The sequence below is a fragment of the Nocardia ninae NBRC 108245 genome, from assembly GCF_007990755.1.
Classification (GTDB): domain Bacteria; phylum Actinomycetota; class Actinomycetes; order Mycobacteriales; family Mycobacteriaceae; genus Nocardia; species Nocardia ninae.
Genome location: NZ_BJXA01000080.1, coordinates 1 through 23,526, shown reverse-complemented (window position 1 = coordinate 23,526; position 23,526 = coordinate 1). Strand labels below are relative to the sequence as shown.

General features: G+C 68.3%; 20 protein-coding genes. 9 read left to right on the top strand and 11 right to left on the bottom strand.

Annotated features, from left to right (window positions below):
* Window positions 1–57: 57 nt before the first annotated feature.
* The gene (locus NN4_RS36755; protein ID WP_147140830.1) at window positions 58–3,147 is read right to left on the bottom strand and encodes an ATP-binding protein; all 3,090 of its coding nucleotides are present in this window, start codon (window positions 3,145–3,147) and stop codon (window positions 58–60) included.
* A gap of 30 nt (window positions 3,148–3,177) precedes the next feature.
* Complete coding sequence (locus NN4_RS36750) at window positions 3,178–3,660, bottom strand: nuclear transport factor 2 family protein (protein ID WP_147140827.1); 483 nt, start codon at window positions 3,658–3,660, stop codon at window positions 3,178–3,180.
* 172 nt (window positions 3,661–3,832) lie between these two features.
* Here NN4_RS36750 and NN4_RS36745 point away from each other — a divergent pair, with 172 nt between their 5' ends.
* The gene (locus tag NN4_RS36745; protein WP_147140825.1) at window positions 3,833–4,093 is read left to right on the top strand and encodes a three-helix bundle dimerization domain-containing protein; all 261 of its coding nucleotides are present in this window, start codon (window positions 3,833–3,835) and stop codon (window positions 4,091–4,093) included.
* A 177-nt stretch (window positions 4,094–4,270) separates the two neighbouring features.
* A complete protein-coding gene (locus NN4_RS36740) occupies window positions 4,271–5,113 on the top strand; it encodes an IclR family transcriptional regulator (protein ID WP_135237030.1) in 843 nt (280 codons plus the stop codon).
* Between the two features lie 9 nt (window positions 5,114–5,122).
* Here the strand turns inward: NN4_RS36740 and hemC are convergent, their stop codons facing one another.
* Window positions 5,123–6,052 (bottom strand): hydroxymethylbilane synthase, encoded by a 930-nt coding sequence (gene hemC, locus NN4_RS36735; protein ID WP_147140823.1) that lies wholly within the window; start codon window positions 6,050–6,052, stop codon window positions 5,123–5,125.
* A 97-nt stretch (window positions 6,053–6,149) separates the two neighbouring features.
* On the opposite strand from hemC, the gene NN4_RS36730 reads away from it, so the two are divergent.
* From NN4_RS36730 to NN4_RS36720, 3 genes are all read left to right on the top strand, one after another.
* Window positions 6,150–7,292: an acyl-CoA dehydrogenase family protein gene (locus NN4_RS36730; protein WP_147140821.1), complete on the top strand. Its 1,143-nt coding sequence runs from the start codon at window positions 6,150–6,152 to the stop codon at window positions 7,290–7,292.
* A 35-nt stretch (window positions 7,293–7,327) separates the two neighbouring features.
* Window positions 7,328–7,948: a PadR family transcriptional regulator gene (locus tag NN4_RS36725; protein ID WP_222595235.1), complete on the top strand. Its 621-nt coding sequence runs from the start codon at window positions 7,328–7,330 to the stop codon at window positions 7,946–7,948.
* 292 nt (window positions 7,949–8,240) lie between these two features.
* Complete coding sequence (locus NN4_RS36720) at window positions 8,241–9,161, top strand: expansin EXLX1 family cellulose-binding protein (RefSeq protein ID WP_147140819.1); 921 nt, start codon at window positions 8,241–8,243, stop codon at window positions 9,159–9,161.
* A 19-nt stretch (window positions 9,162–9,180) separates the two neighbouring features.
* Here the strand turns inward: NN4_RS36720 and NN4_RS36715 are convergent, their stop codons facing one another.
* Window positions 9,181–10,866 carry an FAD-binding dehydrogenase gene (locus tag NN4_RS36715; RefSeq protein ID WP_147140817.1) on the bottom strand — a complete coding sequence of 562 codons (1,686 nt, stop codon included), beginning with the start codon at window positions 10,864–10,866 and terminating at the stop codon, window positions 9,181–9,183.
* Complete coding sequence (locus NN4_RS36710) at window positions 10,863–11,498, bottom strand: TetR/AcrR family transcriptional regulator (RefSeq protein WP_147140815.1); 636 nt, start codon at window positions 11,496–11,498, stop codon at window positions 10,863–10,865. The genes NN4_RS36715 and NN4_RS36710 overlap by 4 nt, the downstream gene beginning before the upstream one ends.
* A gap of 165 nt (window positions 11,499–11,663) precedes the next feature.
* On the opposite strand from NN4_RS36710, the gene NN4_RS36705 reads away from it, so the two are divergent.
* From NN4_RS36705 to NN4_RS36695, 3 genes are all read left to right on the top strand, one after another.
* Window positions 11,664–12,719, top strand: a complete 1,056-nt coding sequence (locus NN4_RS36705) for a zinc-binding alcohol dehydrogenase family protein (RefSeq protein WP_246181285.1) — start codon at window positions 11,664–11,666, stop codon at window positions 12,717–12,719.
* Between the two features lie 163 nt (window positions 12,720–12,882).
* The gene (locus NN4_RS36700) at window positions 12,883–13,539 is read left to right on the top strand and encodes a cutinase family protein (protein WP_167769079.1); all 657 of its coding nucleotides are present in this window, start codon (window positions 12,883–12,885) and stop codon (window positions 13,537–13,539) included.
* A 226-nt stretch (window positions 13,540–13,765) separates the two neighbouring features.
* Complete coding sequence (locus NN4_RS36695) at window positions 13,766–13,984, top strand: hypothetical protein (RefSeq protein ID WP_147140813.1); 219 nt, start codon at window positions 13,766–13,768, stop codon at window positions 13,982–13,984.
* A 172-nt stretch (window positions 13,985–14,156) separates the two neighbouring features.
* On the opposite strand, the gene NN4_RS36690 is transcribed toward NN4_RS36695, so the two are convergent.
* Window positions 14,157–16,169 carry an SDR family oxidoreductase gene (locus NN4_RS36690; protein ID WP_147140811.1) on the bottom strand — a complete coding sequence of 671 codons (2,013 nt, stop codon included), beginning with the start codon at window positions 16,167–16,169 and terminating at the stop codon, window positions 14,157–14,159.
* Between the two features lie 268 nt (window positions 16,170–16,437).
* Window positions 16,438–18,099 (bottom strand): bifunctional metallophosphatase/5'-nucleotidase, encoded by a 1,662-nt coding sequence (locus NN4_RS36685; protein ID WP_147140809.1) that lies wholly within the window; start codon window positions 18,097–18,099, stop codon window positions 16,438–16,440.
* Window positions 18,100–18,316: 217 nt separating this feature from the next.
* Here NN4_RS36685 and NN4_RS36680 point away from each other — a divergent pair, with 217 nt between their 5' ends.
* Window positions 18,317–19,369 carry an endonuclease/exonuclease/phosphatase family protein gene (locus NN4_RS36680; protein ID WP_246181284.1) on the top strand — a complete coding sequence of 351 codons (1,053 nt, stop codon included), beginning with the start codon at window positions 18,317–18,319 and terminating at the stop codon, window positions 19,367–19,369.
* 52 nt (window positions 19,370–19,421) lie between these two features.
* On the opposite strand, the gene NN4_RS36675 is transcribed toward NN4_RS36680, so the two are convergent.
* The 4 genes from NN4_RS36675 to NN4_RS36660 all read right to left on the bottom strand — a co-directional run.
* Window positions 19,422–20,195, bottom strand: coding sequence for an SDR family oxidoreductase (locus NN4_RS36675; RefSeq protein WP_147140807.1), 774 nt, complete (start codon window positions 20,193–20,195; stop codon window positions 19,422–19,424).
* Between the two features lie 98 nt (window positions 20,196–20,293).
* Complete coding sequence (locus NN4_RS36670) at window positions 20,294–21,403, bottom strand: glycosyltransferase (protein ID WP_147140805.1); 1,110 nt, start codon at window positions 21,401–21,403, stop codon at window positions 20,294–20,296.
* The gene (locus tag NN4_RS36665) at window positions 21,400–22,767 is read right to left on the bottom strand and encodes a glutamate-1-semialdehyde 2,1-aminomutase (RefSeq protein WP_147140803.1); all 1,368 of its coding nucleotides are present in this window, start codon (window positions 22,765–22,767) and stop codon (window positions 21,400–21,402) included. The genes NN4_RS36670 and NN4_RS36665 overlap by 4 nt, the downstream gene beginning before the upstream one ends.
* Window positions 22,768–22,796: 29 nt before the next feature.
* A partial coding sequence (locus tag NN4_RS36660; RefSeq protein ID WP_147140801.1) for a GNAT family N-acetyltransferase occupies window positions 22,797–23,526 on the bottom strand: 730 nt, incomplete at its 5' end.

Genomic DNA, 23,526 nt, shown 5'->3' with positions numbered 1-23,526 from the left:
TCCTTCCGAGTGTGGTCTCTACTGGGAAGGCGCTAGATCGGATCTCGCGGCGCTAGATCAGAGCCGCCAGCGGATGTCGCGGTGGGGCTGATACCGGCAGAGCAGGCCTAGAGAGACGGCGGCGCGCAGGTGTTCGGTGAGTTCGGGGTGCAGCCGATCGACCCGGCGCAACGTGTCGCGGACCCGGGCGGAGACGGATTTGCGGGCGCGCTCCGCGTCGTCGCCGAGCTGACGGGTGCGTCCGGCCAGGCCCGCTGTGCGGCGTAGCTCCTCGAGCAATGCGGCCCGTTCCTGGTCGAGTTCGACAGCGCGAGCATCGTTTCCGATCTCGACGGCCCGATCGATCTCGGCGTCGAGGGTGCTGAGTCGCCGCTGGTACTCGGCTTTGGCTCGGTCGTCGAGCACGGGATCACTGCCGAACGACTGTGCCGCGTGCTGGGTTCCGGCGTCGGGTGCACCGAACAATTCCAGCGACGGAATGTCGTGTCCCGGATGTGCGAGCAGCACGTGCAGATCCCGGATTCCTTTGGCGTCGGGCAGATGGACAGTGCGATCGGCGAACCGCAGCGTCCACACCGCGCCGTCGAACCGGAACTCGTTGTCCGGCGGCGGTACCGGGGCTCGGACCGGCGGTGGCTCCCGATGTGAAATCAACCGCAGGTGGTGCCGCGCGGCCTCGACCCACGGCTGCGCCCGCATCCGGTGTGCCGAATCCGCTGCGGCCGTGAGATGTTCGGCCGCGGCGTCGAGGTCCCCGTCCGCCGCCGCCACCCGCCCGAGCCAATAGGCGTACGGACCGTAGACGGCGCCGCCACCGGCGACGACCGCCCACCATCCGGCCAGCGGAACCAGCTTGGCGCGCACCGCCGCTCGCAGATCAGCGTCATCGAGGGCGAGCGCGGCATACACCTGCGCGATCAGGATGGCGGGGTGGAAGTGCCGGGGATAGAACTCGTACAGCGCCGGAAGGTCGCCGACGCCGCGCCGAACCCGCTCGACATCACCACGCCGGGCCGCCGTGATCACGTCCACGATCGCCGCGTACTCGCCCGCCATCTCGCGATAACGGTCGACGAAGGCACCGGCCTCCGCGAGATCGCCCGTGAACAGGGCTAGGGCCCAACGCTGTTCGAGCCAGAGCGGCACCCGATCGACTTCGCCGAGTCGTTCCGCGAGGGCGTACGCGTCGTCGATGGCCGTGCGTGCGTCGGCGAATCGGCCGCTCACCATCGCCAGGGCACCCGTTCGCGACAACGCGATGAAACGGAACCGGGGATGGCGGGCCCGGTCCGCCAGCGCGCGGAACGCGGCCAACTCGGTGTGCACGCGCGGGTCACCGAGCTCCAGCAGCGCGGCGAAGCGCAACAGGCGGCCCTGCAATTCGAGCTCGTCGCGGTGCATGCGGCGGCCGACGCGGGCGAGCTCGTCGGCCAGCGGCAGTCGGTCGCCTGCGGCACCGGGCCGCCAGATCGCGTCGTGCCGGGCCAGCAGGCTCGCCGCGAGTGCGTCGTCGTCCCCGGATTCCCGGGCCAGGCGCAGCGTTTCGGCACTCGCCTGATCCGTGGCGTCGCGTAACGCATGCCCGGTATGCACCCGCACGCGCGTCGCGGCGGCCAGCACCTGCACGGCGAGGGGATCGGTGGGCGGGCGTTCGGCCAATAGCATCCGGTGCGCCTGGTCCATGATCTCGATCTCGCGCTGTGCCTCCCGTTCCGGATCGGGCATGCCGAGCATGTGCAGCCCGAGCGCGGCCCTGGCGAACAGCTCCGCCGCCGAGCGGGCCCCGGCGGCGGTCAGCAACGCCTCGTAGGTGTGGCGCGCGGCGGCCAGGTCACCCGAATCACTTTGTGCCGCAGCCAAACCGAGGCCGACGGTGCCACGCAGATCGGCCTGATCCGCCGGAATGCGGGTGAGCGCGTGCCGATAGTGCTCGGCGACCTCGCCCGCGGCCAGCCGCCCGCACGCGTCGGCCGCCGCGTCGAGCAGATACCGCAGCGTCCGGGCATCGTCGATCGCGTCGGCGGCGTTGTAGGCATGCTGCGCCAGGTCGCGCGGGGTCGCCCCGGAGACCTCCCGTGGCAGCTGCTCGAGCGCGGCGAGGATGGCGGCGTGGCGTTTACGGGACTCCGCCTCGCCGATCCGGGCGCGCAGTGTCTCGCGGACCAGATCGTGCACGAAGATGAATCGGTCGCTGGGGAGTGGGGTCACCAGCCTGGCGCGCACGGCTGCGGCCAATTGTTCTTGCACGACGGCGATTTCGCACCCGGTACTGGCCGCCACCACCGCCGCGGCGAACTCGCGCCCGACCAGTGCGGCGGTCGTCAGGATGTCAATCGCGGTCGCAGGCAACGGTTCGAGACGCGCGTCGAGGGTTTCCCGCACACCAGGAGCCAGGGTGTCGAGCGGATTGCCCGCCTGCCACAGGCGCGTGGCCTGCTCGATGAGGAAGGGGTTACCGCCGGACAAGCTGTGCAGCGTGTGCACGACCTCGTCGTCGGCGTACGCACCCGTCACGCTGCCGACCAGCGCCGCGACCCCGTCGACCGGCAGACCCGTCAACTCGATGGTTCTTGCGGCGGTCAGTAACTCCGCGAACACCTTTCGCAGTGCTGCGTCGATATCGGTGTCGCGCACGGTGCCGACGATCGCCAGCCGCTCGAACCACGAATGCCGGGCGACGAAAGCCAGCAACCTGATCGATGCCGGATCGGCCCGGTGCAGATCATCGATCACCACGAACACCGGCCGCAGCGCGCTGGCGGTAACGAGCGCCTCGGTCACCGCGTCACCGATCCGGAACAGCGACCCGGCCGCAGGGTCCGGCTGTTCCGCCTCACCGATCAGGAACGACAGCGCGTCGTCGACGGCGGCCCACTGCTCAGGGGTGGCGGCGCGCCGGAGTCCGCGCAACACCTGCACCCAGGGCCAGAAGCCGGGGGTGCCGTCGCCGCTCCAGGCCGTCGCGGTGAGTACCAGCACCTCGCCCTCGTCGAACTCACCGACGACCTCGGTGACCAGCGTCGTCTTCCCGATGCCCGCCTCGCCGGACACCAGCACCAGCCCACCGTGACTGGACACCGTGCGGCGCAATGCCTCCCGCAGCAGCGCCGCCGGGTGGTCTCGGCCGATCAGCCGCGTTCCCGCCACGCACCCAGCTTAATCGCCGCGCCGAGCCGCCTATTTCGCTGTGGGCGCCGCCCACATGTTCGTCAGCAGTTGATGGCTGGGGGTGTCGGCGAGCGACTGCATCGATTCGTAGATCCGCTGGTAACTGGTCGAGGCGATGCGCCAGGTGCCGTCGGCGTCGAGCCGGTAGCTGTCGGTGTAATATCCCGCGCCGCGGATCAGCACGTTGTATTCGGTGGCGATCACCGTGTCCTCGAAAGCCCATGAGCCGGTGGCAGTCTCGCCGTGCACGGTGATCTCGGGATGGTTCGCGATGTGGACCGTGACGACCGTGGGTCCGAGGTTCTCCCGCATGAACGCGATGATGGCGTCACGGCCGTCCAGGATGAGCGGTTCGCCGAGCGCGTGCGTGCCGTAGCGGCCGGCGGCGTCGACGGCGAGGGTGTCGCCGAACGCGTCCCACTGTTTGAGGTCGAGCGTCCGGAAGTATCGGTACTTGAGCTGACGGACGGCTTCGATGGCGGCGAGATCCATCCGACCAGCGTGGCATGCCACCGCCCAGTAAACAATAACCTGTTCTAATTTGTCCGGTGACGGCCCGGAATGTGTTCCGAGCCGACCGTTGGGTACTCGACCAACCGAGGCATGTCGCAGCCAGTACATGCGCTCACCGCACCGAAAGTCTCGTCACGATCGGGAGTCCGCAGTGAACGACAGCCCTGTTACCACGCCCAATCCGCACGATCCGTCCCTCGATCAGGCGGTCGCCCTGCACGCGGCCGCACTTCGGCTGGAGGAAGAATTCGACGGTCTCTTCGACGACGAGGCCATCGAGCAGTTCCTCCGCTCGGCCTATGAGCACGTCGCCGACCATGCCACCATCGACAACTTCCTCCCGCTGCTCGCCGAGCGCTACACCCGAGAGTGGTTGTCCGCCATGGTCGAGGAGCAGAGCAGCCGCGCATAGCTGTCAAGATTCGTTCCCGGCTACCGAGAAGATCCGTAGTGCTCTCCGTAGTTTCCGGGATGTCACTGCGCGCCCGCCGAGGCACTGTGATGGGGCACACACAGGAGTGCGCCGGAAACGTACATGCCTATTAGAAATACTTCTAAGCTCTAGGCGAGCACACAGTGGAGGTGAGCCATGGCGGTCGAGGCGGTGACCCCTCCCGAATCCGGAGAGTTGTGGGCGGGATCGGCTCCGGTGCCGGCTCGGCCGTCCCAGCCGCCGGTCTCCATGATCGAGCGAATGACGTTGATACTGGACGCTTTCGACGGCGCGACGCCGACGCTGACCCTGCTGGGGCTGTCCGAGCGCACCGGCCTGCCTCGCTCGACGGTGCATCGCATCCTCGATCAGATGATCCGGCTGCGCTGGCTCGCGCACGCTCCCGGCGGCTACCGGCTGGGCATGCGCACCCTGGAGCTGGGCGGACTTGCCGCTGACCACAACGAGATTCGCGATGTGGTGAGCCCGCTGCTGCACGACCTCTGCCAACGCACCGGCATGGTCGGGCACCTCGGTGTGCTGGACGGCCGCGAGGTGCTCTACCTGGACAAGGCGGGCGGCCGGTTCGCCGCCAGCATCCCGACGCGCCTCGGCGGCCGGATGCCCGCGCACAGCACCGCGCTGGGCAAGGCGCTGCTGGCTTCCCTCGAACCGAGCATCGTCGAGACCTCGTTCCGGGATCACCTACCACAGTTGACGGCCCGAACTATCTGCGACAGAGCCGAATTGCATCGCGAGCTGGCCCGCGTCCGGCAGCGGCAGGGCGTCGCGGTGGACAACGAGGAGTCCGTGGCGGGCATCGCCTGTGTGGCCGTCCCGCTCCGCGGGCGCGGCGCCGCGGTGGCCGCGCTGTCGTTGTCCGGCCAAATCGGCGGCGAGCGAACAGTTCTGGATACCGCCCGGCTGGCTCGGGTGCTGGTCGAGGTCGCGCACGAGGCAGGCCGTTCGCTCTTCCCGCGGCACGCCCGCTGGCGCTGAGCCGACGGATCAGTGCGGGATCGCGTCGATGATGGCGCGTGCGCCTTGGCGCAGCAGATCCGCGCCGACGAAGAAGCCGAGCGCCTGCGGATCTTCCGGGACACCCCACTGTCGTGAGTCCAGCCACTGGGCACCGTCCGGGCTGAACACCTTGCCGTGCAGGGTGAGTCGGCCGGTGCGGTCGGTGGTGGCGTAGCCGGCGATGGGGGAGTTGCAGTGCCCCTGCAGGGCATGCAGCATGGCGCGTTCGGCATCGGCCTGACGGTGCGTGTCCGGGTCGTCCAGGCGAGCGCCGAGTTCGATCAGTTCGGTGTCGGTGGTGCGGCACTCCAGCGCGATGATGCCCGCGCCGATCGGCGGGCACATGGTGTCGAGATCGAGGGTCTCGGTGATCCGATGGGCCTGCTCGACGCGGTGCAGCCCGGAGACGGCCGCGATCAGCACATCGACGTGGCCCTCTTCGAGCCGGGCCAGCCGGGTATCCACGTTGCCGCGCAACGGTTTCACCGTCAGGTGCGGATAGTGCAGGAGCAGCTGCGCGGTCCGGCGTACCGAGCTGGTGCCGACCACGGTGCCCTCGGGCTGTTCGGCGAGCGGTGCGCCGTTACCGGTGATCACCGCGTCGTGCACGTCGTCGCGCGCCAGATATCCGGCGAACGCGAGGCCCTCGGGCACCGGGATGTCACCGGGAATGTCCTTGAGGCAGTGCACGGCCAGGTCGGCCTCGTCCACCAGCAGCGCGTGGTCGATCTCCTTGACGAAAGCGCCCTTGCCGCCGAGCTTGGAGAGATCACCCATCCACCGATCCCCGGCAGTAGTGACCTTGACCAGCTCACTCTCCGCCCCGAGCCCCGCGAGCAACCCGGCAACCTGCTCCGCCTGAGCCACCGCCATGGGACTGGACCGAGTAGCGATCCGAATAATGCGCGCACGCGACATGCCGAGCACCCTACTCCCGCCCCGATGGTTGGCCGGAACGGGGACGCGCGGGTGGGGCGGCGGTGACAATGAGGGTGGCCGGGACGAGGAGCACCGCATGATGTACAGCGACGAACATCAGGAATTCCGGGCGATGGTCCGGCGCTACGTCGAGCAGAAGATCAACCCGCACGTCGACGAGTGGGAGCGGGCCGAAATGATGCCGCTGCACCAGATTTTCGCCGATATGGCCAAGCTCGGCATGCTGGGGCTCGAATACGATCCGGCCTACGCGGGGCAGGGCGCCGACCATCTGTTCACCGTGGTGCTGTGCCAGGAACTGGGCCGGGTCGCGCACGGGTCGTTCCCGATGGCGCTGGGCGTGCACGTCGCGATGGCCACGCCGTCGCTGCACGCGCACGGCAGCGAGGAACTGAAGCAGGAGTATCTGGCGCCGGCCATGCGCGGTGAAACAGTCTGCGGCGTAGCGGTTACCGAGCCGGAGGCCGGTTCCGACGTGGCGGGCATCCGGACCAGCGCCCGCCGCGACGGCGACGACTGGGTGATCAACGGCTCGAAGATGTTCATCACCAATGCCGTGCAGGCGGATTGGCTGTGCACCCTGGTCCGGACGTCGCCGGAGGGCGGGTATCGCGGTATCAGCCAGATCATCGTGCCCACCGACGCCCCCGGCTTCCGGGTCGATCGCAAGCTCGACAAGCTGGGCATGTGGGCCTCCGATACCGGCCTGCTCACCTTCGAGGACGTGCGAGTTCCGGTGCGCAACACCATCGGTGAGATCGGGCGCGGCTTCCAGCAGCAGATGTCGCAGTTCGTGATGGAGCGGATGTTCGCCGCCTACGGTGTGCCGGTCAGCTGCGCCATGGAACTGGAGATGACGCGCGACTATGCGCGGCAGCGCAGGGTTTTCGGTCAGCCGCTGTCCGCGAACCAGTACCTGCAGTACACCTATGCCGAACTGGCCGCCAAGGTGGACCTGCTACGGGTCTACACCGAGGCCGTCGCCCAGTCCTATCACGAGGGCGGTGACGTCACCCGGATGGCCACGATCGCCAAACTGGAGGCGGGCAGGCTGTCGCGCCAGGTCGCCGACTGGTGCCTGCAGGTGCACGGCGGCATGGGCTACATGGCCGAGACCTGGACCTCGCGCGCGTACCGGGACAGTCGCCTGCTCAGTATCGGCGGCGGCGCGGACGAGGTCATGCTGCGCGTTCTTTCCCTGATGGACGGTTTCACCTAGCCCCCGAAATATGCCTGAGCGATATAGTTCTGCTGGTGACCGACGCGCAGGCTGTTTCGGCGAAAGCCGAGGTACCCGACCTTCCCACGACCAGCTGGGCCGTGCTCGGAATGCTCTCGCATGCGGACGAACTATCCGGCTACGACCTGAAGAAGTGGGCCGACGGCAGCTTGCAGTTCTTCTACTGGAGCCCGTCGTTCAGCCAGATCTACGCCGAGTTGAAACGGCTGGAGAAATACGGCTACGCGACCTCGCGCACGGTGCTGCAGGAGGACGGCGTGCGCGGCAAGCGAATGTATGCCATTACCGCGAACGGTCGTGCGGCAGCGGCACATTGGGTGAATCACGCGCCGGTGGAGGCGCCGGTGCTCAAGCACAGCGTGATGCTGCGCGCCTGGCTCGGCCACCTGGCCGAGCCGGATCGGCTGCGCGAAATCCTCACCGAGCACATCGGTTACGCCGACCGGATGCGGGGGCTGGCCGAGGCGGACGTGGCGGGCGCGGGGGACGATCCGGCCCAGCCCTACCCGGCCGCCGTATTGCGCTGGTGCGTGCGCCATTACGAGGCCGAGGCCGAATTCGGCCGGGAACTGCTCGCCGATGTCGACAAGATCGCCACCAAGGCCGTGCCGAAAGCGAAGCGTCGCGCTTCCTGACCGATTCGCGTCGCCGAGGGCGCGGCACGACCGGATGATTTCCGGCGGGCTGCTGGAGTGTCCAACAGTATGCTGGGCGTTTGCCCTACGCTTGCTGAAGCGTGAGTCTTTCACTGCGAAGAATTTTCGTTCCCCGTATGGGCGGGCCGTCCGACTGCTTTCCTGATGGACGTCAGGATGGACAGTCCGTGAAGGAGCGCAGCGAGCGAACCATCTTGCAGCGCGTCCGGCGCGTGACGCAGCCGAGCGCTCGCGAGGCCGTCACGTGCAGGTGAACCGTAGTCGGGGAGCGATGCACCGGATACCTATCAATCAACGACACGTCCGTTCGGGGTGGCTGTGGTCGGCGATCGGTTTGGTCGCGATCGCGGGTGCGGCGGTCTGGCTGACCCGACCTGACCCGCTGCACTGTGAGACGCCGAGCGCGCTCACTCAGTCATCGACGGCCCGAATGCCGGTGGACAACAGCGGTTTCACGCCGATCACCGCCCCCGCGACGGACCCGCAGCCGGTGGTCGCCGGTGAGGCGCGGTTCTACTCGTTCAGCCAGGGCGTCTCGTGCTCGTTCGCCGGTCTGCCGCTGGACGGCTTTTATGCGGGAATGTCGACGCCGGAGTTCGGCAGGGCCGATCCGTGCGGTGCGTACCTCGACATCCAGGGGCCGCGCGGCGACGTACGCGCACTCATCGTCGACCGTTGCCCGGCATGTGCTCCGGGACAACTGGATCTGAGCGTCGCCGCCTTCGCTCAGCTCGCCGACCTGTCCGACGGGGTGGTGCCGATCCGCTACAACGTGGTGCACAATCCGGAGCCGCCGCCGGAACTGTCCTACCAGGTGAAACCGGATTCCAGCAGCGCGTGGTTCGCCATGCTGGTCAGCGGGGCAGGAAACCCGTTGCAGGACATCGCCATTCGGCATGTGCTCGGCGGCGACTGGCGGCCCCTCACCCGCGGCATGGACAACTACTGGACCATCTCCGGCGCCGGGGCGGGCCCCTTCGTCGCGCGGGTCACCGACGTGCACGGCAACCAGGCCGAGATCTACGACATCGACCTGGAGCCGGGCGTGCATCCGACCGGTACCCGGCTCTACAGCGGGACACCGCCGGTCGCCGCGCCCGTGACCACGCCACCGCCGATCACCTCGCCGACCACGCTGGCCGCCGCGCCGCAACCGCCGTCGAGCCTGGTCTCCGCGGCCTGCCGCCCCTAGACGCGGCTTTCGACAGGGCCTAGCCGAGTTTCGCGGCCAGCGCCTTACCCGCGGCACGCCCGGAGAAGATGCACCCGCCGAGGAAGGTGCCCTCCAGCGCGTTGTATCCGTGCACCCCGCCGCCGCCGAACCCGGCCACCTCACCCGCCGCGTACAGGCCGGGGAATGCGGTGCCGTCCTGGCGCATCACCTGCGAATCGAGGTTGGTTTGCAAGCCGCCCAGCGTTTTCCGCGTGATGATGTTGAGCCGGACCGCGATGAGCGGGCCTGCTGCCGGGTCGAGGATCCGGTGCGGCTTGGCGACTCGGCTCACCTTGTCGCCGAGGTACTGGCGCGCGTTGGTGATCGCCATCAGTTGGCTGTCCTTGGTGTACTTGTTCGTCACTTCCCGGTCCCTGGCGACGATCTGGCCTTCCAGCGCGTCGTAGTCGAGCTGCGGGCCGCGCGCGATCTTGTTCATCCCGGCGACCAGCTCGCGCAGGTTGTCCGCGACCACGAAGTCGACGCCGTGCTGCTTGAACGCCTCCACCGGTCCCGGCGCGCCCTTGGCCAGGCGGCTCTTGAGCGTGAATTTCCAGTCCTTGCCGGTGATGTCGGGGTTCTGCTCCGAACCCGACAGCGCGAACTCCTTCTCTATGATCGACTGGGTGAGCACGAACCAGGAGTAGTCGTAGCCGGTGGACAGGATCGCCTTCATCGTGCTGATGGTGTCGAAACCGGGGAAACACGGTGCGGGCATCCGCTTTCCGTTCGCGTCGAACCACAGCGAGGACGGTCCGGGAATGATCCGGATGCCGTGGTCGGGCCAGATCGAATCCCAGTTCATGATGCCCTCGGTGTAGTGCCACATCCGATCCCGGTTGACCAGGGCGCCGCCCGCGGACTCGGCGATGGCGAGCATCCGCCCGTCCACGTACGCGGGCACGCCGGAGATCATCGTCTCCGGGCACTTGCCGAGCCGTTCGGTGGGCCAGTTGCGCCGGATCATCTCGTGGTTGTGCCCGATGCCGCCGGAGGTGACGATCACCGCCTTCGCCCGGAACTCGAACTCGCCGACCACCTCTCGCGACGAGGCCTTGCCGCGGTCGAGGTCGGTCTCGGCCAGGACGCTGCCGCGCACGCCGACCGCGGCACCGTCCTCGATGATCAGCTCGTCGACCCGGTGCCGGAAACTGAAGCCGACCAATCCTTTTCGTTCGCCTTCCAGGACCGGCTCGGCGAAGACCCGCACCACCTCCGGCCCGGTGCCCCAGGTGAGGTGGAAGCGCGGCACCGAATTGCCGTGCCCGTCGGCGAAACTTCCGCCGCGCTCGGCCCACCCGACCACCGGGGTGATCCGCAGTCCGAGCTCGTGCAGATAGTCGCGCTTCTCGGTGGCCGCGAACCGCACGTAGGCCTGCGCCCACTGCTTGCCCCAGAAGTCCTCGTCGTCGCGGTCGAAACCGGCCGAGCCGAGCCAATCCTGCAACGCCAGGTCGTAGGAGTCCTTGATGCCGAGTCGCCGCTGCTCCGGGGTGTCCACCATGAACAGGCCGCCGAGCGACCAGAACGCTTGTCCACCGAGGTTGTTGCGGTTCTCCTGGTCGAGCACGTGCACCTTGCGGCCCGCCTTGACCAGCTCGTGCGTCGCGACCAGGCCGGCCAGCCCGGCGCCGACGACGATGACATCTGCCTCGGTGGCGAATGCGGAATCGGACATGTTCATCCTTCGGTCTCGGTGCTGTAGGCCAGCACGACGTGGTAGAAGAGGTCGGTGCGCCTGCGTCGGACGACGCGGCTGCGTGGTTCCATCAGCACCTGCACGCTGGTGCCGTCGTGCACCGCGACGAGGGCCTGACCCAGCGCTTCCGGGTCGGGCACGGTGCGGCCGATCTTGGCCAGGCCCGCGACGACGGTCGGCATCAGGGCACCCACGATCGCCTCTTCGCGCGCGGCCATCACTCGCCGCAGTTCGGGATTGCGCAGCGCATGCGTGGTGAACTCCGCGGTGATGCGGTACCAGCCCTCATCGATCGGCACCGCCCGCTCCAACCGCTCGATCGACGTGCGCACATCGGTGCCGCCGACCGGGATATCGTCGAGCAGGCGTTGCACGTCGGCGAGCATGGCGGCCGAGCGCTGCTCCCACATGGCCAGGAACAACTCGTCGAGCGAGCCGAAGTTCGAGTAGAAGGCGCCCCGGGTGAACCCGGCGCGCTCGCAGACGCGTTCCACGGTGGCCTTGCCGAAGCCTTCCTCGGCGAAGGCTTCGTAGGCGGCGGTGAGCAGCCGCTCCCTGGTCTCGGCGCGGCGGCGGGTGACGCGGGTCGCCGAGGTTCTCGCGTCGGTGGTCGACAACGGGCACCTCCTCGGGCGGGACCGGCGAGCACCGGCCGAATGGATACAAAAATGTATTCAATACACAAACGTATCAGATTAGGCGCTGTGACGTGGTGAAATCAGACGAGTAGCGGGATCGCTACTCGATACGACCGTGCATCCTGGTGACAAGGAGAGATCGGTATGAACGAGGTCGACCGGCCCGCATCCATGACCGGCTGGCGCGTGCGACGCCCCGGGCCCATCGACGAGGCACCGTTGGATCAGGTGTGGGAGCCGGTGCCCGAACCTGCGGCCGACGAGTTACTCGTGCGCGTGCTGGCGTGCGGTGTGTGCCGGACGGACCTGCACGTGGCCGAGGGCGACCTGCCGGTGCATCGGGTCGGGGTGGTGCCCGGACACGAGGTGGTCGGTGAGGTGGTGGCCGTCGGACCCGGGGTCGGCGCGGTGGCCGAAGAGTCGCGGTTCACCCAGACCTTCGCCGTAGGCGACCGAGTCGGCATCGCCTGGCTGCGGCATACCTGCGGCGCCTGTAAGTACTGCCTCCGCGGCGCCGAAAACCTCTGCCCTCGTTCGACTTACACCGGCTGGGATGCCGACGGCGGCTACGCCGAATTCGCCACTGTGCCAGCCGATTACGCGCTGCTACTACCGGACGGCTACGCCGATACCGAACTGGCCCCGCTGCTGTGCGCGGGCATCATCGGTTACCGCGCGCTGGAACGCGCCGCGCTGCCACCCGGCGGCCGCCTCGGTCTCTACGGCTTCGGCGGCAGCGCGCATATCGCCGCCCAGGTGGCGCTGGCCCGCGGCGCGGAGCTGCACGTGATGACCCGCGACCCGGCCGCACGGGAACTGGCCTTGGCGCTCGGCGCCGCTTCCGCGCAGGATGCCGCGGATCCACCTCCGGTGCAACTGGATTCGGCGATCATGTTCGCGCCGGTCGGCAACTTGGTGCCGCCCGCGCTCGAAGCACTGGATCGCGGCGGCATCCTCGCCATCGCGGGCATTCACCTCAGCGACATCCCGGCGCTGAATTACCAGCGGCACCTGTTCCAGGAGCGGGAAATTCGCTCGGTCACCGCCAACACCCGCACCGACGCCCGCGAGTTTCTCGCCCTCGCAGGCGAACACCGCATAGAAGTGACCACCCGTGGGTACTCCTTGGGGATGGCAAATCAGGCCCTCGCGGACCTCGCGCACGGACGTTTCACGGGCGCAGCGGTTCTCGTGCCATAGAAAAAGCCGAGCAGGACACGATTCGGTGCTGAGTACGCATCGTTCGGGTTCTTTTGCTTGACGGCCCGCTCCGCCGTTCTTACCTTCGCAGATATAGCCGAGTGGCACTTGTCTATGACAAGTGTCACTCGGCTCCTCACAACGGCGTGAGCGGGTGATCACGATGGCAAACCGGAAGGTAATTCATTTCGAAAAGTGGCGGGTGGTGCAGGCATTCATTGTGCTACTGCTCGTCGCGGGATTCGGAACGACGACAGGATCGAGTGCGTGGGCGTCGCCCTGTACAGCGGTCGAGGTGGTGGTCGCACGAGGTACCAACGAACCCGGATATCTGGGTTCGGGGGTCGGCGATCCACTGTATGACACGCTGCGGCAGACGCTTCCGGTGAGCTCCAGCGCGTACCGCGTCAATTATCCTGCGGACCTGCTGGATCCGACCTCGATCAGCCGGGGCACCCAGGACATGACCGCGCACATCATGTGGCAGTCCTCGATCTGCCCTGATCAGCGGTTCATCCTGGTCGGCTACTCGCAGGGCGCGGTGGTCACCCACGGCGTGCTCGGTACCGGCATCGTGACCGCGCTCGGTGGCATGCACACCCTCCCGTTCGACATGGAATGGCGGGTGGCGGCGGTGCTGCTGTTCGGTGACCCGGTCCGGCTGGTCGGCTGGAACGTGCCGGATCTGTACGGCTGGCGCACCGCGAACTACTGCACCGGTGGCGATCCGGTGTGCGGTGCCGGCTTCGACTTCGGGGCGCACGGCAACTACGGGTGGGCCATGTGGCCCGCGGCCGAGTTCGCCGCTTCGCGAGTCTGAGTCCTCCACCGGGGAATCCGCGGCGGGGCCGACCCGAGGGTCGGCTCCGCTGTCGGCTGTTCGCGGCAGGTGCGTCGGTACCACCGACGGTCCTTTGTTCGCCATGCGCAGCAAATTCTCTGAAACACCGGTGGTCCTTTTCGATTCGGACACGCTGCGGCGAAATCCGGTGGAACGCGGGGAGTTCCGGTGGTGCGGCCCGCGGAACGCGTGATAGGAACAGCGAATGTCCGATGATTCCGACATCGCACAAGCCCGGGTATTTCTGGACTTGCTCGCCGCACACGCCCGCACCCTCGTGCGCGCCATCAATGCCGCCGAAAGGACATTCCAAACACAGCGACTGCGCGACCTACACGCGGAGCTGCACACAGTGCGCCACTGCATCGCCCGAATCCACTACCGCTACCCCCATATCGCCCCACCGAACCGCGCCCGAATCTGAGCGATTCCGCCCCGATCGCTCACAATTTGCGAAATCGGGCACGGGTTGTGAAAGGAAGGCGCACACCACTTGTGCAAGCCGCACACCCGGCATAGGGGTGTGCGGCTCGAACATAAAGCGTGGGTTCGTTGCGGATCAGCGGATCCGGTGCGATCCGTCGATCAGCTCGCGGCTACCACTGCAGGCCGGGCACCACCCGGGCCACGCGCGCGGCCGGGCCGGGGAGCGCCATGAAGGGCATGAGGACCGGCGAGAGGACCTGCAGCGGGCTGCGCCCGGCGTCGGCCTTCTTCGCCGCCGCCTTCTTCTTGCCCTGTGCCGCAGGGGATTCCCCGAAGAGGCGGAAGCCCTGGTGCAGGATGGTCTGCTTCACCGACGGCATCAGGAGGTCGACGGCCTGGGCGAAGGTGCCGACGGGGGTGTCGATGCGGTGCGGGCGATCCTCGAGTGCGCGGACCACGATGGCGGCCGCCTGGTCGGGGTCCGGGACGGGCAGCGACTTGTAGAGGTCGGTGGGGGCGATCATCGGGGTGCGCACCAGCGGCATCCGGACCGAGGTGAAAGTGATTCCCGCATCCCGGTTTTCGACGGCCGCGATCTCGCTGAAGTTGTCCAGCGCCGACTTGCTCGCGACGTAGGCCGCGAACCGGGGCACCTTGGTCTGGACGGCGATCGAGGAGATGTTGACGATGTGGCCGAAACGCCTTGCCCGCATGGAGGGCAGCAGTGCGAGGATCAGCCGGACCGCGCCGAAGTAGTTGACCGCCATCGTCCGCTCGAAATCGTGCATGCGGTCGGTGGAGTTGAGCACCGACCGGCGGATCGAGCGGCCCGCGTTGTTCACCAGGTAGTCGACGTGGCCGTGCTCGGTGAGCACGACCTGCACCAGCGTCGCGACCGCGTCGGCGTCGGTGATGTCGCACGGATAGTCATAGGCCACACCACCTTCCGCACGCACGGAGTCGGCCGCGTCGGCCAGGTCGTCCTTGCCGCGGGCCACCATCAGGACGGTGGCGCCGCGACGGGCGACCGCGTGGGCGGTGGCCAGGCCGATGCCCGACGACGCACCGGTGATGAGCACGATCCGGCCGTTGAGTGGCTCGTTGGCCACGGCGGGCTGCCCGCGGTGCGGGTCGAGGTTTTCCCGCCAGTACTGCCAGAGCCGGTCGGCATAGCTGGCGAAGGGCGGCACGGACAGTCCGGTGCCGCGCAGCTGCGCCCGAGTCGAGTCCGAGATGAACTCTGCCGAGAAGGAGGTGTGCGGCGCGACGGCGGCCGGAATCCCCAACTGCTCCAACAGGAAATCGCGCACCGCGGGCACGCCGGGCAGCTGGGAGAGCCCGCTCAGTGCCCGAGCGCTGAGCGGCACGACGCCGATACCCGACGGCGCACCCGCCGCCGCGGCGAGCGCGCTGTACACCTCGCTGAACGGCTGCGGCTCGGGATTGACCAGGTGGAAGGTGCGCCCGTCCAAGCCCGGCTTGCGCACCAGGGCGGCCATCGCGGCGGCCACGTAATCGACCGGCACGATATTGGTCGCGCCGAGATCGGGCAGCGGCAGCGGCAGTTCCGCGGGCAGCGCGGCCAGCTTGGCGATGGCCGAGAAGAAGTAGTACGGGCCGTCGATCTTGTCCATCGCGCCGGTCCGCGAGTCGCCGACCACGATCGCGGGCCGGTACACCCGCCAGCGCACCCCGCGCGATTCGCGAACGAGTTTCTCCGCCGCGAACTTGGTCCGGTGATACGGCGAGGTCAGCCGCTGGCCGAGGTCGAAATCCTCCTCGAAGAACTTGCCCTTGTGGTCGCCCGCCACGGCGACCGATGAAACATGATGCAGCACAGCGCCGGTCGCACGGGCCAGGTCGAGCACCGACCGGGTGCCCGCGACATTGGCCGCGTGCGCGGTGTCCTCGTCGGCGGTCATGTCGTAGACGGCGCCGAGATGGATCAGGTGATCCGCCGCGGGCGCCTCTCTGGTGAGTCCGAGCCCCTCGGCGGTGAGATCGCCGACCAGCGAGAACACTCGCTCGCCGCCGTTCCATCCGGTGGCGAGGTCGGCGAACTTCTGCAGCGACTCCTCGCGCACCAGCACGTGGATGACGGCCTCGGGGTCGTTGTCCAGGAGTTCCTGAACGACCCGCCGTCCCAAGAATCCGGTACCGCCCGTCACGATGTAAGTAGCCATCGCCCTCTCCTGCTCTTCATTCGAACCGTGTTGTCGCACAAGTCATCCGGCATGCAACGGTGAATGCGGAGATTTTGGAAAGCAGGAACCCCTTCGTCCTGACTTATAGGAAACAGTAATGATCCTGATCATTTCCGGCAAGCCTTCCGGACCGGATCACTATGTGGGACTGGTCACCCATCGGTGCAGGTCAAAGGGTAAGTGTTACAACAATTTCCAGGTATCGCTTAACTGGTCGGTTGTCCAGTAGGGCTGAGCTACCGACCGGCTACCGCTTCTCGATCCGGGCGGGCGGCACCTGCACGGCAGGCTTGTCGCGAAAGAGTGCTTCGAGAGCGTCGAGATCGGTGGGGCCGGGGACCTTGTCGGTGCCCTCGCTGAAGACCGTGAAGCCGTCGCCGCCACCGGCGAGGAAGCTGTTGGTGGCGATCCGATAGGTAGCGGTCGGGTTGAGCGGCTGTCCCGCGATCCGGACGCTGTCGCCGATCACCTTGCCGCCCTTGGGCGCTGAGTCGGCGTAGGCGTAGGTGAGGCCGGCGAGGGAGAGCACCGCGGGCTTGCTGGTGTTGTCCCACTGCTGCTCGAGCAGGCGCAGGACTTGCTGCCCGGTGAGCGTCAGGGTGACGACTTGATTGCCGAACGGTTGGACGGTGTAGATGTCGCCGTAGGTCACCGGCCCCGCCTTCAGATCGGCGCGGACACCGCCCGGATTCATGAACGCCGCGACGGCGCCGGCCGGACCCGCGGTCGCCGAGAGCATCGAGTCCGCAATGACATTGCCCAGTGGCGAGGCGCCCGAGGCATCCGGTTCGCGCGGCAACACATCGGCGGCCGCACCGACCATCCGGGCCGCGCGCGGGCGGGCCTGCTCGGCATAAAAGTCGACCAGCGCGGTGGTGGCCGCGTCCGGTGTCACGTCGCGGGTCACCACCCGGTTCACGGCCGACGCCTGCACACCCTCGGGTGCGAAACGCAACGTGAGATCGGTGATCAGCCTGCCGAAGGAGGCCGCCTGGCTGACCACCTTGCCGTCGATCGTGCACACGTAGGACTGGTGGCTGTGCGCGGTGAAGAGCGCCTTCACCATGGGGTCGACCCGCTTGGCCAGCCCGACCACATTCGGGGTGAGGTCGGCGCATCCGTTGTAGTCGATCGGGGCGTCCTTCTCGGCACGCTGACTGCCGCCGTCGTGCATGAGCGCCACGACGGTCTCGGCGCCCGCGGCCCGCATCTCCGGCACGTACGTGTTGATCGCGTCCACCCCGTCGCCGAACCGGTATCCCCGAATGCCTTCGGGGAAAACAAGGTTCACAGTGTCGGGGGTGACCGTGCCGACCACGCCGACCTTGTGGCCACCGACCTGCACCATGGTCCACGGTGTCAGCGCGGGCGGCAGCTTGCCCTCGGCGTCGGTGACGTTCGCGGCGAGGTAGGGAAACTTGGCCCCGGTGAACGGTTCGCCCGGCGAACACCCGTCCGGCGCGCAGCCGCCCTGCTGGAGCCGGGCCAATTCCAGGACGCCGTCGTCGAATTCGTGATTGCCGACCGAGGAGGCGGCGACGCCGATGTTGTTCATGAACGTGATGGTCGGTTCGTCGTGGAAGAGCCCGGACACCAGCGGGCTGGCTCCGATGTCGTCGCCCGCCGCGATCACCGCGCTCGCCGGGTAGGCCGCCTTCAGCCGCGCCAGATGTGTCGCCAGGTAGGCCGCCCCGCCCGCGTCGTAGTTAGCGATCTTGCCGGTCGAACCGGCCGGTGGCTGCAGGTTGCCGTGCAGGTCGTTGAACCCGAACAGATGCACCTCGTCGGATTTCGCCGCGGGTAGATCGTTCGTCGAGACCAAGGGGATGGCGCCCGGCGTGGTCGACGTGGCCGGGGCGGTGCCCTTGTCGTCGGCGGTGCCGCATCCCGCGATCAAGACGATGCTCACGAACCCGGAGAAAACTGCGGCAAAGCGGCGGCACGCGTTCATGCTCCGACTGTCCCATGTGCGGCCGGTCGCTGCCACCGCACACGCCTGCCCGCGCCGGTGTTCGCGCGGTGCTCTCGCTCAGTTCACCGGGTATTCCGATGGGCTGGCTAGGCACGAAGGCAGAACCAGGTCCCGCTGTGCAGACGATCGGAGTGAGGTCACCATGACGAGTTCGATGACGCGACGCGATGCGATGAAGGTGTTCGGGGTGGCGGGCGGTGTGCTGGCCGCCGGTGCCGGACTGCCGGTGGCCGCCGCGGCGCCGGAGGAGATCCGGGTGCTGGCGATCAATATCTGGTTGGGCGGTAGCAAGATCCCCAACGGGATCGGGCTGGTCGCCGATCTGATCGTCGACACGCAGGCCTCGATCGTGCTGCTGTCCGAGGCGAACAAGGCCACGAACGCGATCGCGGCCGCGCTGGAAAAGAAGGGGCGCAAGTTCACCGCGGTGTCCTCCGGTGACACGGGCCTGCTCTCGGAATTCCCGGTCGAGGACAGCGCCGATCAGCGCTGGATGGTGAAGGCGCGGTTGAACATCGACGGAAAGCGGGTGACTGCCTACGCCGCCCACCTCGAATACCGTTGGTACGCCACCTATCTGCCGCGCGGCTACGGTGCGGGTGTGCCCGCGCCGGGGGAGTACTCCGAGTTCGGCTGGAACAAGATGCCGGGCGGGCCGGTGACCGATCCGGTGGCGGTGCAGCGGGTCAACCTCGCCTCGGGCCGTCCGGACGTACTCAGCGCCTTCATCGATGATGCGAAAGCCGAAGCGGCAGCGGGCAGTTCGGTACTGCTGGGTGGCGACTTCAACGAACCGTCCGTGCTGGACTGGACGCCCGCGACGGCGAACCTGTTCGACCACCACGGCGTGGTGCTGCCGTGGGAGAGCACGCGGCGTCTGCAACAGGCCGGTTTCGTGGACGCCTACCGTACGACCTACCCGAATCCGGTGACCCACCCCGGATTCACCTGGCCCGCCAGCAATCCGGACGCACCGGTCGACCAGCTCACCTGGACACCCGAGGCCGACGAGCGCGATCGGATCGACTACATCTTCGCGGGCCCCGGCTCCGCGCTGAGTTTGACCGGCGCCGGAATTGTCGGCCCCCGCGGCTCGATCGTGCGCAACGTCCGCCAGGACGAGAACACGCAGGACAATTTCATTGCCTCGCCGCCGAAGTGGGTGACCGACCACAAAGCAGTGCTGGCGACCTACCGGCTCGGCTGAGCGTCCACGGCACCCCGCGCCGACGGGGGCGGGGTGCCGTGGACGAGTGCGGTCAGCGCAGTGTGTAGCCGCCATCGGGGTAGAGAGTAGATCCGGTGGTGAAGGTATTGGTGAACAGGTAGACGACCGAGTGCGCGATCTCGTCCTCGGTCGCGGGGCGGCCGAGCAACGTGTCGCGGCGGTACTGATCGAACGCGGCCGCCCGGGCAAGATCCGGCCGGTTCGACCACAGATGCCCGTCCACCGTGCCCGGCGAGACGACATTGACGCGGACCGGCGCGAGTTCGACGGCGAGCCCGCGCCCCAGTCCTTCGATGGCGGCATTGCACGCGACGTACGCGGGGGCGAGTCCGGCGGGACGGGCCGACGCGGCACCCGACATCAAGACCACCGATCCGTCCGCGGCGAGCTTGGGCGCGGCCAGCCGGATCGCGTGGTACTGGCCCCAGAACTTGGACTCGAACGGTGACGCCGCGTCGGCCGCGCTGAGCTCGCGCATCGGCCCGACCTGGTAGGACGCCGCCGTGGTGAAGAGATGGTCGACGCGCTCGATGCCGTCGAAGAAGGCGGCGAGCGAAGCGGTATCGCCGGTGTCGACGGTCTGCCACCTGGCCCCGTCACCGAGTTCGGCTGCCGCTGCGGTCAACCGGGCGGCGGTGCGGCCACCCAGGACGACTCGCCCGCCTGCCGCGACCACCCGGTGCGCAACCCGCAACCCGATGCCGGAGCCGCCGCCGATCAGCACGACCGTCCGCCCGCGCAGCTCCCCGGCCTCGTTCGGTGCGCCGGAACCGTCGGCGGTGCTGTCGACCCTGACCTGCGACATACTGCTGCCTCCTTCGCGCACGCTGTTTACTCGACCATCGGCCGCAACCAGCCGGCGACCCGACCTATTCCCGCACCGTCCTCGTGGGGCGGCGCGGGTCAGCGCACGAACCGGGCGACGGTGGCGGCCACGTCGGCGCGGAACGCGGCAGGGGAGAACGTCTCGGCGTGCGCCCGGATAGCGGCGGGGCGATAACAGTCGGGGTCGAAGTCGACCATCGCCTCGGCCAGGTGATCGACGACCGCCGTGTCAGGACCGTGCGGTATGTGCTCGCCGGTCACGCCGGGGACGACGGTGTCCAGCGCGCCACCGTGGCCGACGGCGAGAATCGGTGTGCCACAAGCCATTGCCTCGACGGGGACGATGCCGAAGTCCTCCACACCGGGCATCAGCAGCGCGCGGCACCGGCGATAGGTGTCGAGTAGCACGTCATGGGAGGTGGCGCCGAGAAAGGTCGTCTCCGGTCCGGCGAGCGTGTCGAGGTGGGCGCGGAACCGTCCATCACCGAGGATGACCAGGCGGCATCCCGCACGCTGTGTGGCGCGGATGGCCAGGTCCGGGCGTTTGTACGGGACGAGCCTGCCCGCGAAGAGGAAGAAGTCATCGCGCGGAATCGCAGGCTCGGGCGTGAAGCGGTCGATCTGGACCGGCGGATAGGTGACCGTCGCGGGCAACCCCCACCAGTCGTTGACCCGATCGGCGACGGCTCGGGAATTCGCGATAATGTGCGAAAGCCTGGGCGCCGCACGCAATTCGGACCGGCGAGCCAGCGATCCCAGCGCGGTGAGCGCGAGCTGACCCGCCCGGCCACCGGCCTCCTGCGCCCGAAAATCCTTGTCCCAGGCCCACCGTGCCGGGCTGTGCACATAGGCGATAACCGGCGCGTCGGTGGCGAAAGCGGCTTGCGTGGCGAAGGCGTGATGGCTGACGACGACGGCGTCGTATCGGTCCCGGAGGGGGAGGCGGCGCAGGGCACGCGGGACGAACGGCAGCAACGGTGCGTGCGACCGGCCACCCGAGACGGCATAGGCACGGCTCAGCCAGGTGTCGTGCACCGTGGTGAGCGGTGCTCGCACGCCTGCGGGATCGACGATCGGCGCGAAAACGTCGGTCCCCGGCCAGGTTTCGGCGAGCGCGCCGACGACCGCCTCGGAGCCGCCGAACTCGGTGAACCGTTCGTGCACGATGGCGATGCGCGGCTGCGTCATGCGAGCTCGGACGAGATGCGCCGCGGCGCCGCGTGGCGGCGGACAGCGGGGGCGACGGCACGGCCTTCGAGCAGCCCGCCGACGCCACCCTGCTCTATCGCCTTGCGATAGACGGCCGCCGCTTCCCGGCAGGCCGCGATCGTCTCATCGATATCGGCGTCGGTGTGCGCGGCCGAGGTGACGAAGGACTGCCCGAGCACACCGCGGTGCAGTAGCTCCTGGAGGAACAAGGTGCGAAATTCTTGGGAGGGCTGACCGTCCGGATCACGGGTGACGAAGATGAGGCAGGACGGGCGACCGAGCACCTGGAGATACTCGGCGATGCCGAGCTCGGCGGCCACGGCGTTGACACCGTCGGCGAGTCGGCGGCCCGCGCGCTCCATTCGCTCGATGGGATCGCTGGTCCGGTACTCGTGCACCACGGCACGGAAGGCGGCCAGCGCACCGGTTTCCGGTCCGTGCGTGGTGGACAACAGGAATACCCGATCCTGATCGGTACGCAGGCCGCCGAGTTCCATGAATTCGCGCCGGCCCGCGAGGGCCGAGAGCGGAAATCCGTTGCCCATGGCCTTCCCCCAGCAGGAAAGGTCGGGCCGCACGCCGTACACCGCCTGCGCGCCGCCCGCGGACCAGCGGAAACCGGTGATCATCTCGTCGAAGACGAGCAGGGCGCCGTAGCGGTCGCAGAGCGCCCGAACACCGGCCAGGAAGCCGGGTTCCGGTTCGGCCAGCGCGGTGGCGGCCTCCAGGACGACCGCCGCGATCGCCCCGGAATCCAGCACGGCTGCCAGCGACGGCAGCTCGTTGTAGCGGAATCGCACTGTGTCCGCCGATGTTTCGGCGGGGATGCCGCTGTTCATCGCGGTGGTGCCGATGAACCAGTCGTCCACCGAGAAGAACGGTTGATCGCAGACGGCGACGGCGGTCCGGCCGGTGGCGGCTCTGGCCAGCCGGACCGCGGCGGTGGTCGCGTCGGAGCCGTTCTTGGCGAACTTCACCATGTCGGCGCTCGGTACGAGGCTCAGGAAATCTTGCGCCGCAAGCAGTTCCAGTTCGGTCGGCCGGCTGAAGCTGACGCCGTCGGCGATGGCGCGGTGCACGGCGTCGAGGACCGGTGGAAAGCCGTGACCCAGGGTGACCGAGCGCAGGCCCATGCCGTATTCGACATAACGGTTGCCGTCCGCGTCCCAGACGTGACAGCCCTTGCCGCGCACCAGGATCGGCGCCATCTGCTCGGGGTACTGGTCGGGGCCTCTGGCATAGGTGTGCGCGCCACCGGGGATCAGCTCGTGCAGCCGGGCTTGGAGCTCGTTGCTGCGGGTGAAGCGGCGGGGTGCCGCCGGATCGTCGGAAATCGGCTCCATGGTCGGGCTCCTGGAGGGTCGGGTCGTGGTCACTGAGGGTCGGCCGGGCCCAGCGTCCGCCTGGCCGAGGGCGCGGGGGTCTCCGGCTCCGCGTCGGCGGCCGTGCCCATGGTGACGGCCCACAGATCGTGGTCGCCGCGACGGCCGGTGGCGCCGACGTAGCCGCGCATGCGCCCTTCGAGGGTCATGCCGACGCGCGCGGCGATGTCGGCCGAGCGGGCATCCTCGGGTTCGACGGCCGTCGCGACCCGGCACAATCCGAGCGGGCCGAACGCGTGGGTGAGCAACAGCCGGGTAGCGGCCGTCCGGATATCGTCGCCGTGCGCGGGATCGGTCCAGACGAACATGCGGGCATTGCGGTCGAACATGTCGAGGTCGAACAACCTGGCCTCGCCGACATAGTCGCCCTTGACCTCGATCGCCAGCACGAGCCCGCGCGCGGACCGCAAACCTGGCCGCGCATAGAGAAATTCGCGTAGCCACCGGAACCAGGTGTGCCTGCGAGCCCAGGTTTCGGTCGGTGTCGCCGCATCGGGATCGAGCATCGCACGACTGCGCAGCCGGGTGGCGCGCCACCCGGCCCAGTCGGTCACGCGCCGGTTCCGGATGACCACCTCTTGCCTGCCGGGATCGGCGAGCCGGACCCGCCGTGGGGTGCGCAGCGGGTCGAGCAGATGCAGCACCCGCCCGGCGTAGTGGCGCGAGGTCGCGGCGAGCACCGTGATTCTCGGCAACGGCGCCTCGGTCGCCGCGCCGGCC

Bases quoted from the DNA above. Each gene is read 5' to 3' on its own strand.
- hemC (WP_147140823.1), bottom strand. From the start codon at position 6,052: ATGTCGCGTGCGCGCATTATTCGGATCGCTACTCGGTCCAGTCCCATG.
- NN4_RS36665 (WP_147140803.1), bottom strand. From the start codon at position 22,767: ATGGAGCCGATTTCCGACGATCCGGCGGCACCCCGCCGCTTCACCCGC.
- NN4_RS36740 (WP_135237030.1), top strand. From the start codon at position 4,271: ATGGCGGTCGAGGCGGTGACCCCTCCCGAATCCGGAGAGTTGTGGGCG.
- NN4_RS36730 (WP_147140821.1), top strand. From the start codon at position 6,150: ATGATGTACAGCGACGAACATCAGGAATTCCGGGCGATGGTCCGGCGC.
- NN4_RS36695 (WP_147140813.1), top strand. From the start codon at position 13,766: ATGTCCGATGATTCCGACATCGCACAAGCCCGGGTATTTCTGGACTTG.
- NN4_RS36680 (WP_246181284.1), top strand. From the start codon at position 18,317: ATGACGCGACGCGATGCGATGAAGGTGTTCGGGGTGGCGGGCGGTGTG.
- NN4_RS36670 (WP_147140805.1), bottom strand. From the start codon at position 21,403: ATGACGCAGCCGCGCATCGCCATCGTGCACGAACGGTTCACCGAGTTC.
- NN4_RS36720 (WP_147140819.1), top strand. From the start codon at position 8,241: ATGCACCGGATACCTATCAATCAACGACACGTCCGTTCGGGGTGGCTG.
- NN4_RS36750 (WP_147140827.1), bottom strand. From the start codon at position 3,660: ATGGATCTCGCCGCCATCGAAGCCGTCCGTCAGCTCAAGTACCGATAC.
- NN4_RS36675 (WP_147140807.1), bottom strand. From the start codon at position 20,195: ATGTCGCAGGTCAGGGTCGACAGCACCGCCGACGGTTCCGGCGCACCG.
- NN4_RS36690 (WP_147140811.1), bottom strand. From the start codon at position 16,169: ATGGCTACTTACATCGTGACGGGCGGTACCGGATTCTTGGGACGGCGG.
- NN4_RS36715 (WP_147140817.1), bottom strand. From the start codon at position 10,866: ATGAACATGTCCGATTCCGCATTCGCCACCGAGGCAGATGTCATCGTC.
- NN4_RS36700 (WP_167769079.1), top strand. From the start codon at position 12,883: ATGGCAAACCGGAAGGTAATTCATTTCGAAAAGTGGCGGGTGGTGCAG.
- NN4_RS36705 (WP_246181285.1), top strand. From the start codon at position 11,664: ATGAACGAGGTCGACCGGCCCGCATCCATGACCGGCTGGCGCGTGCGA.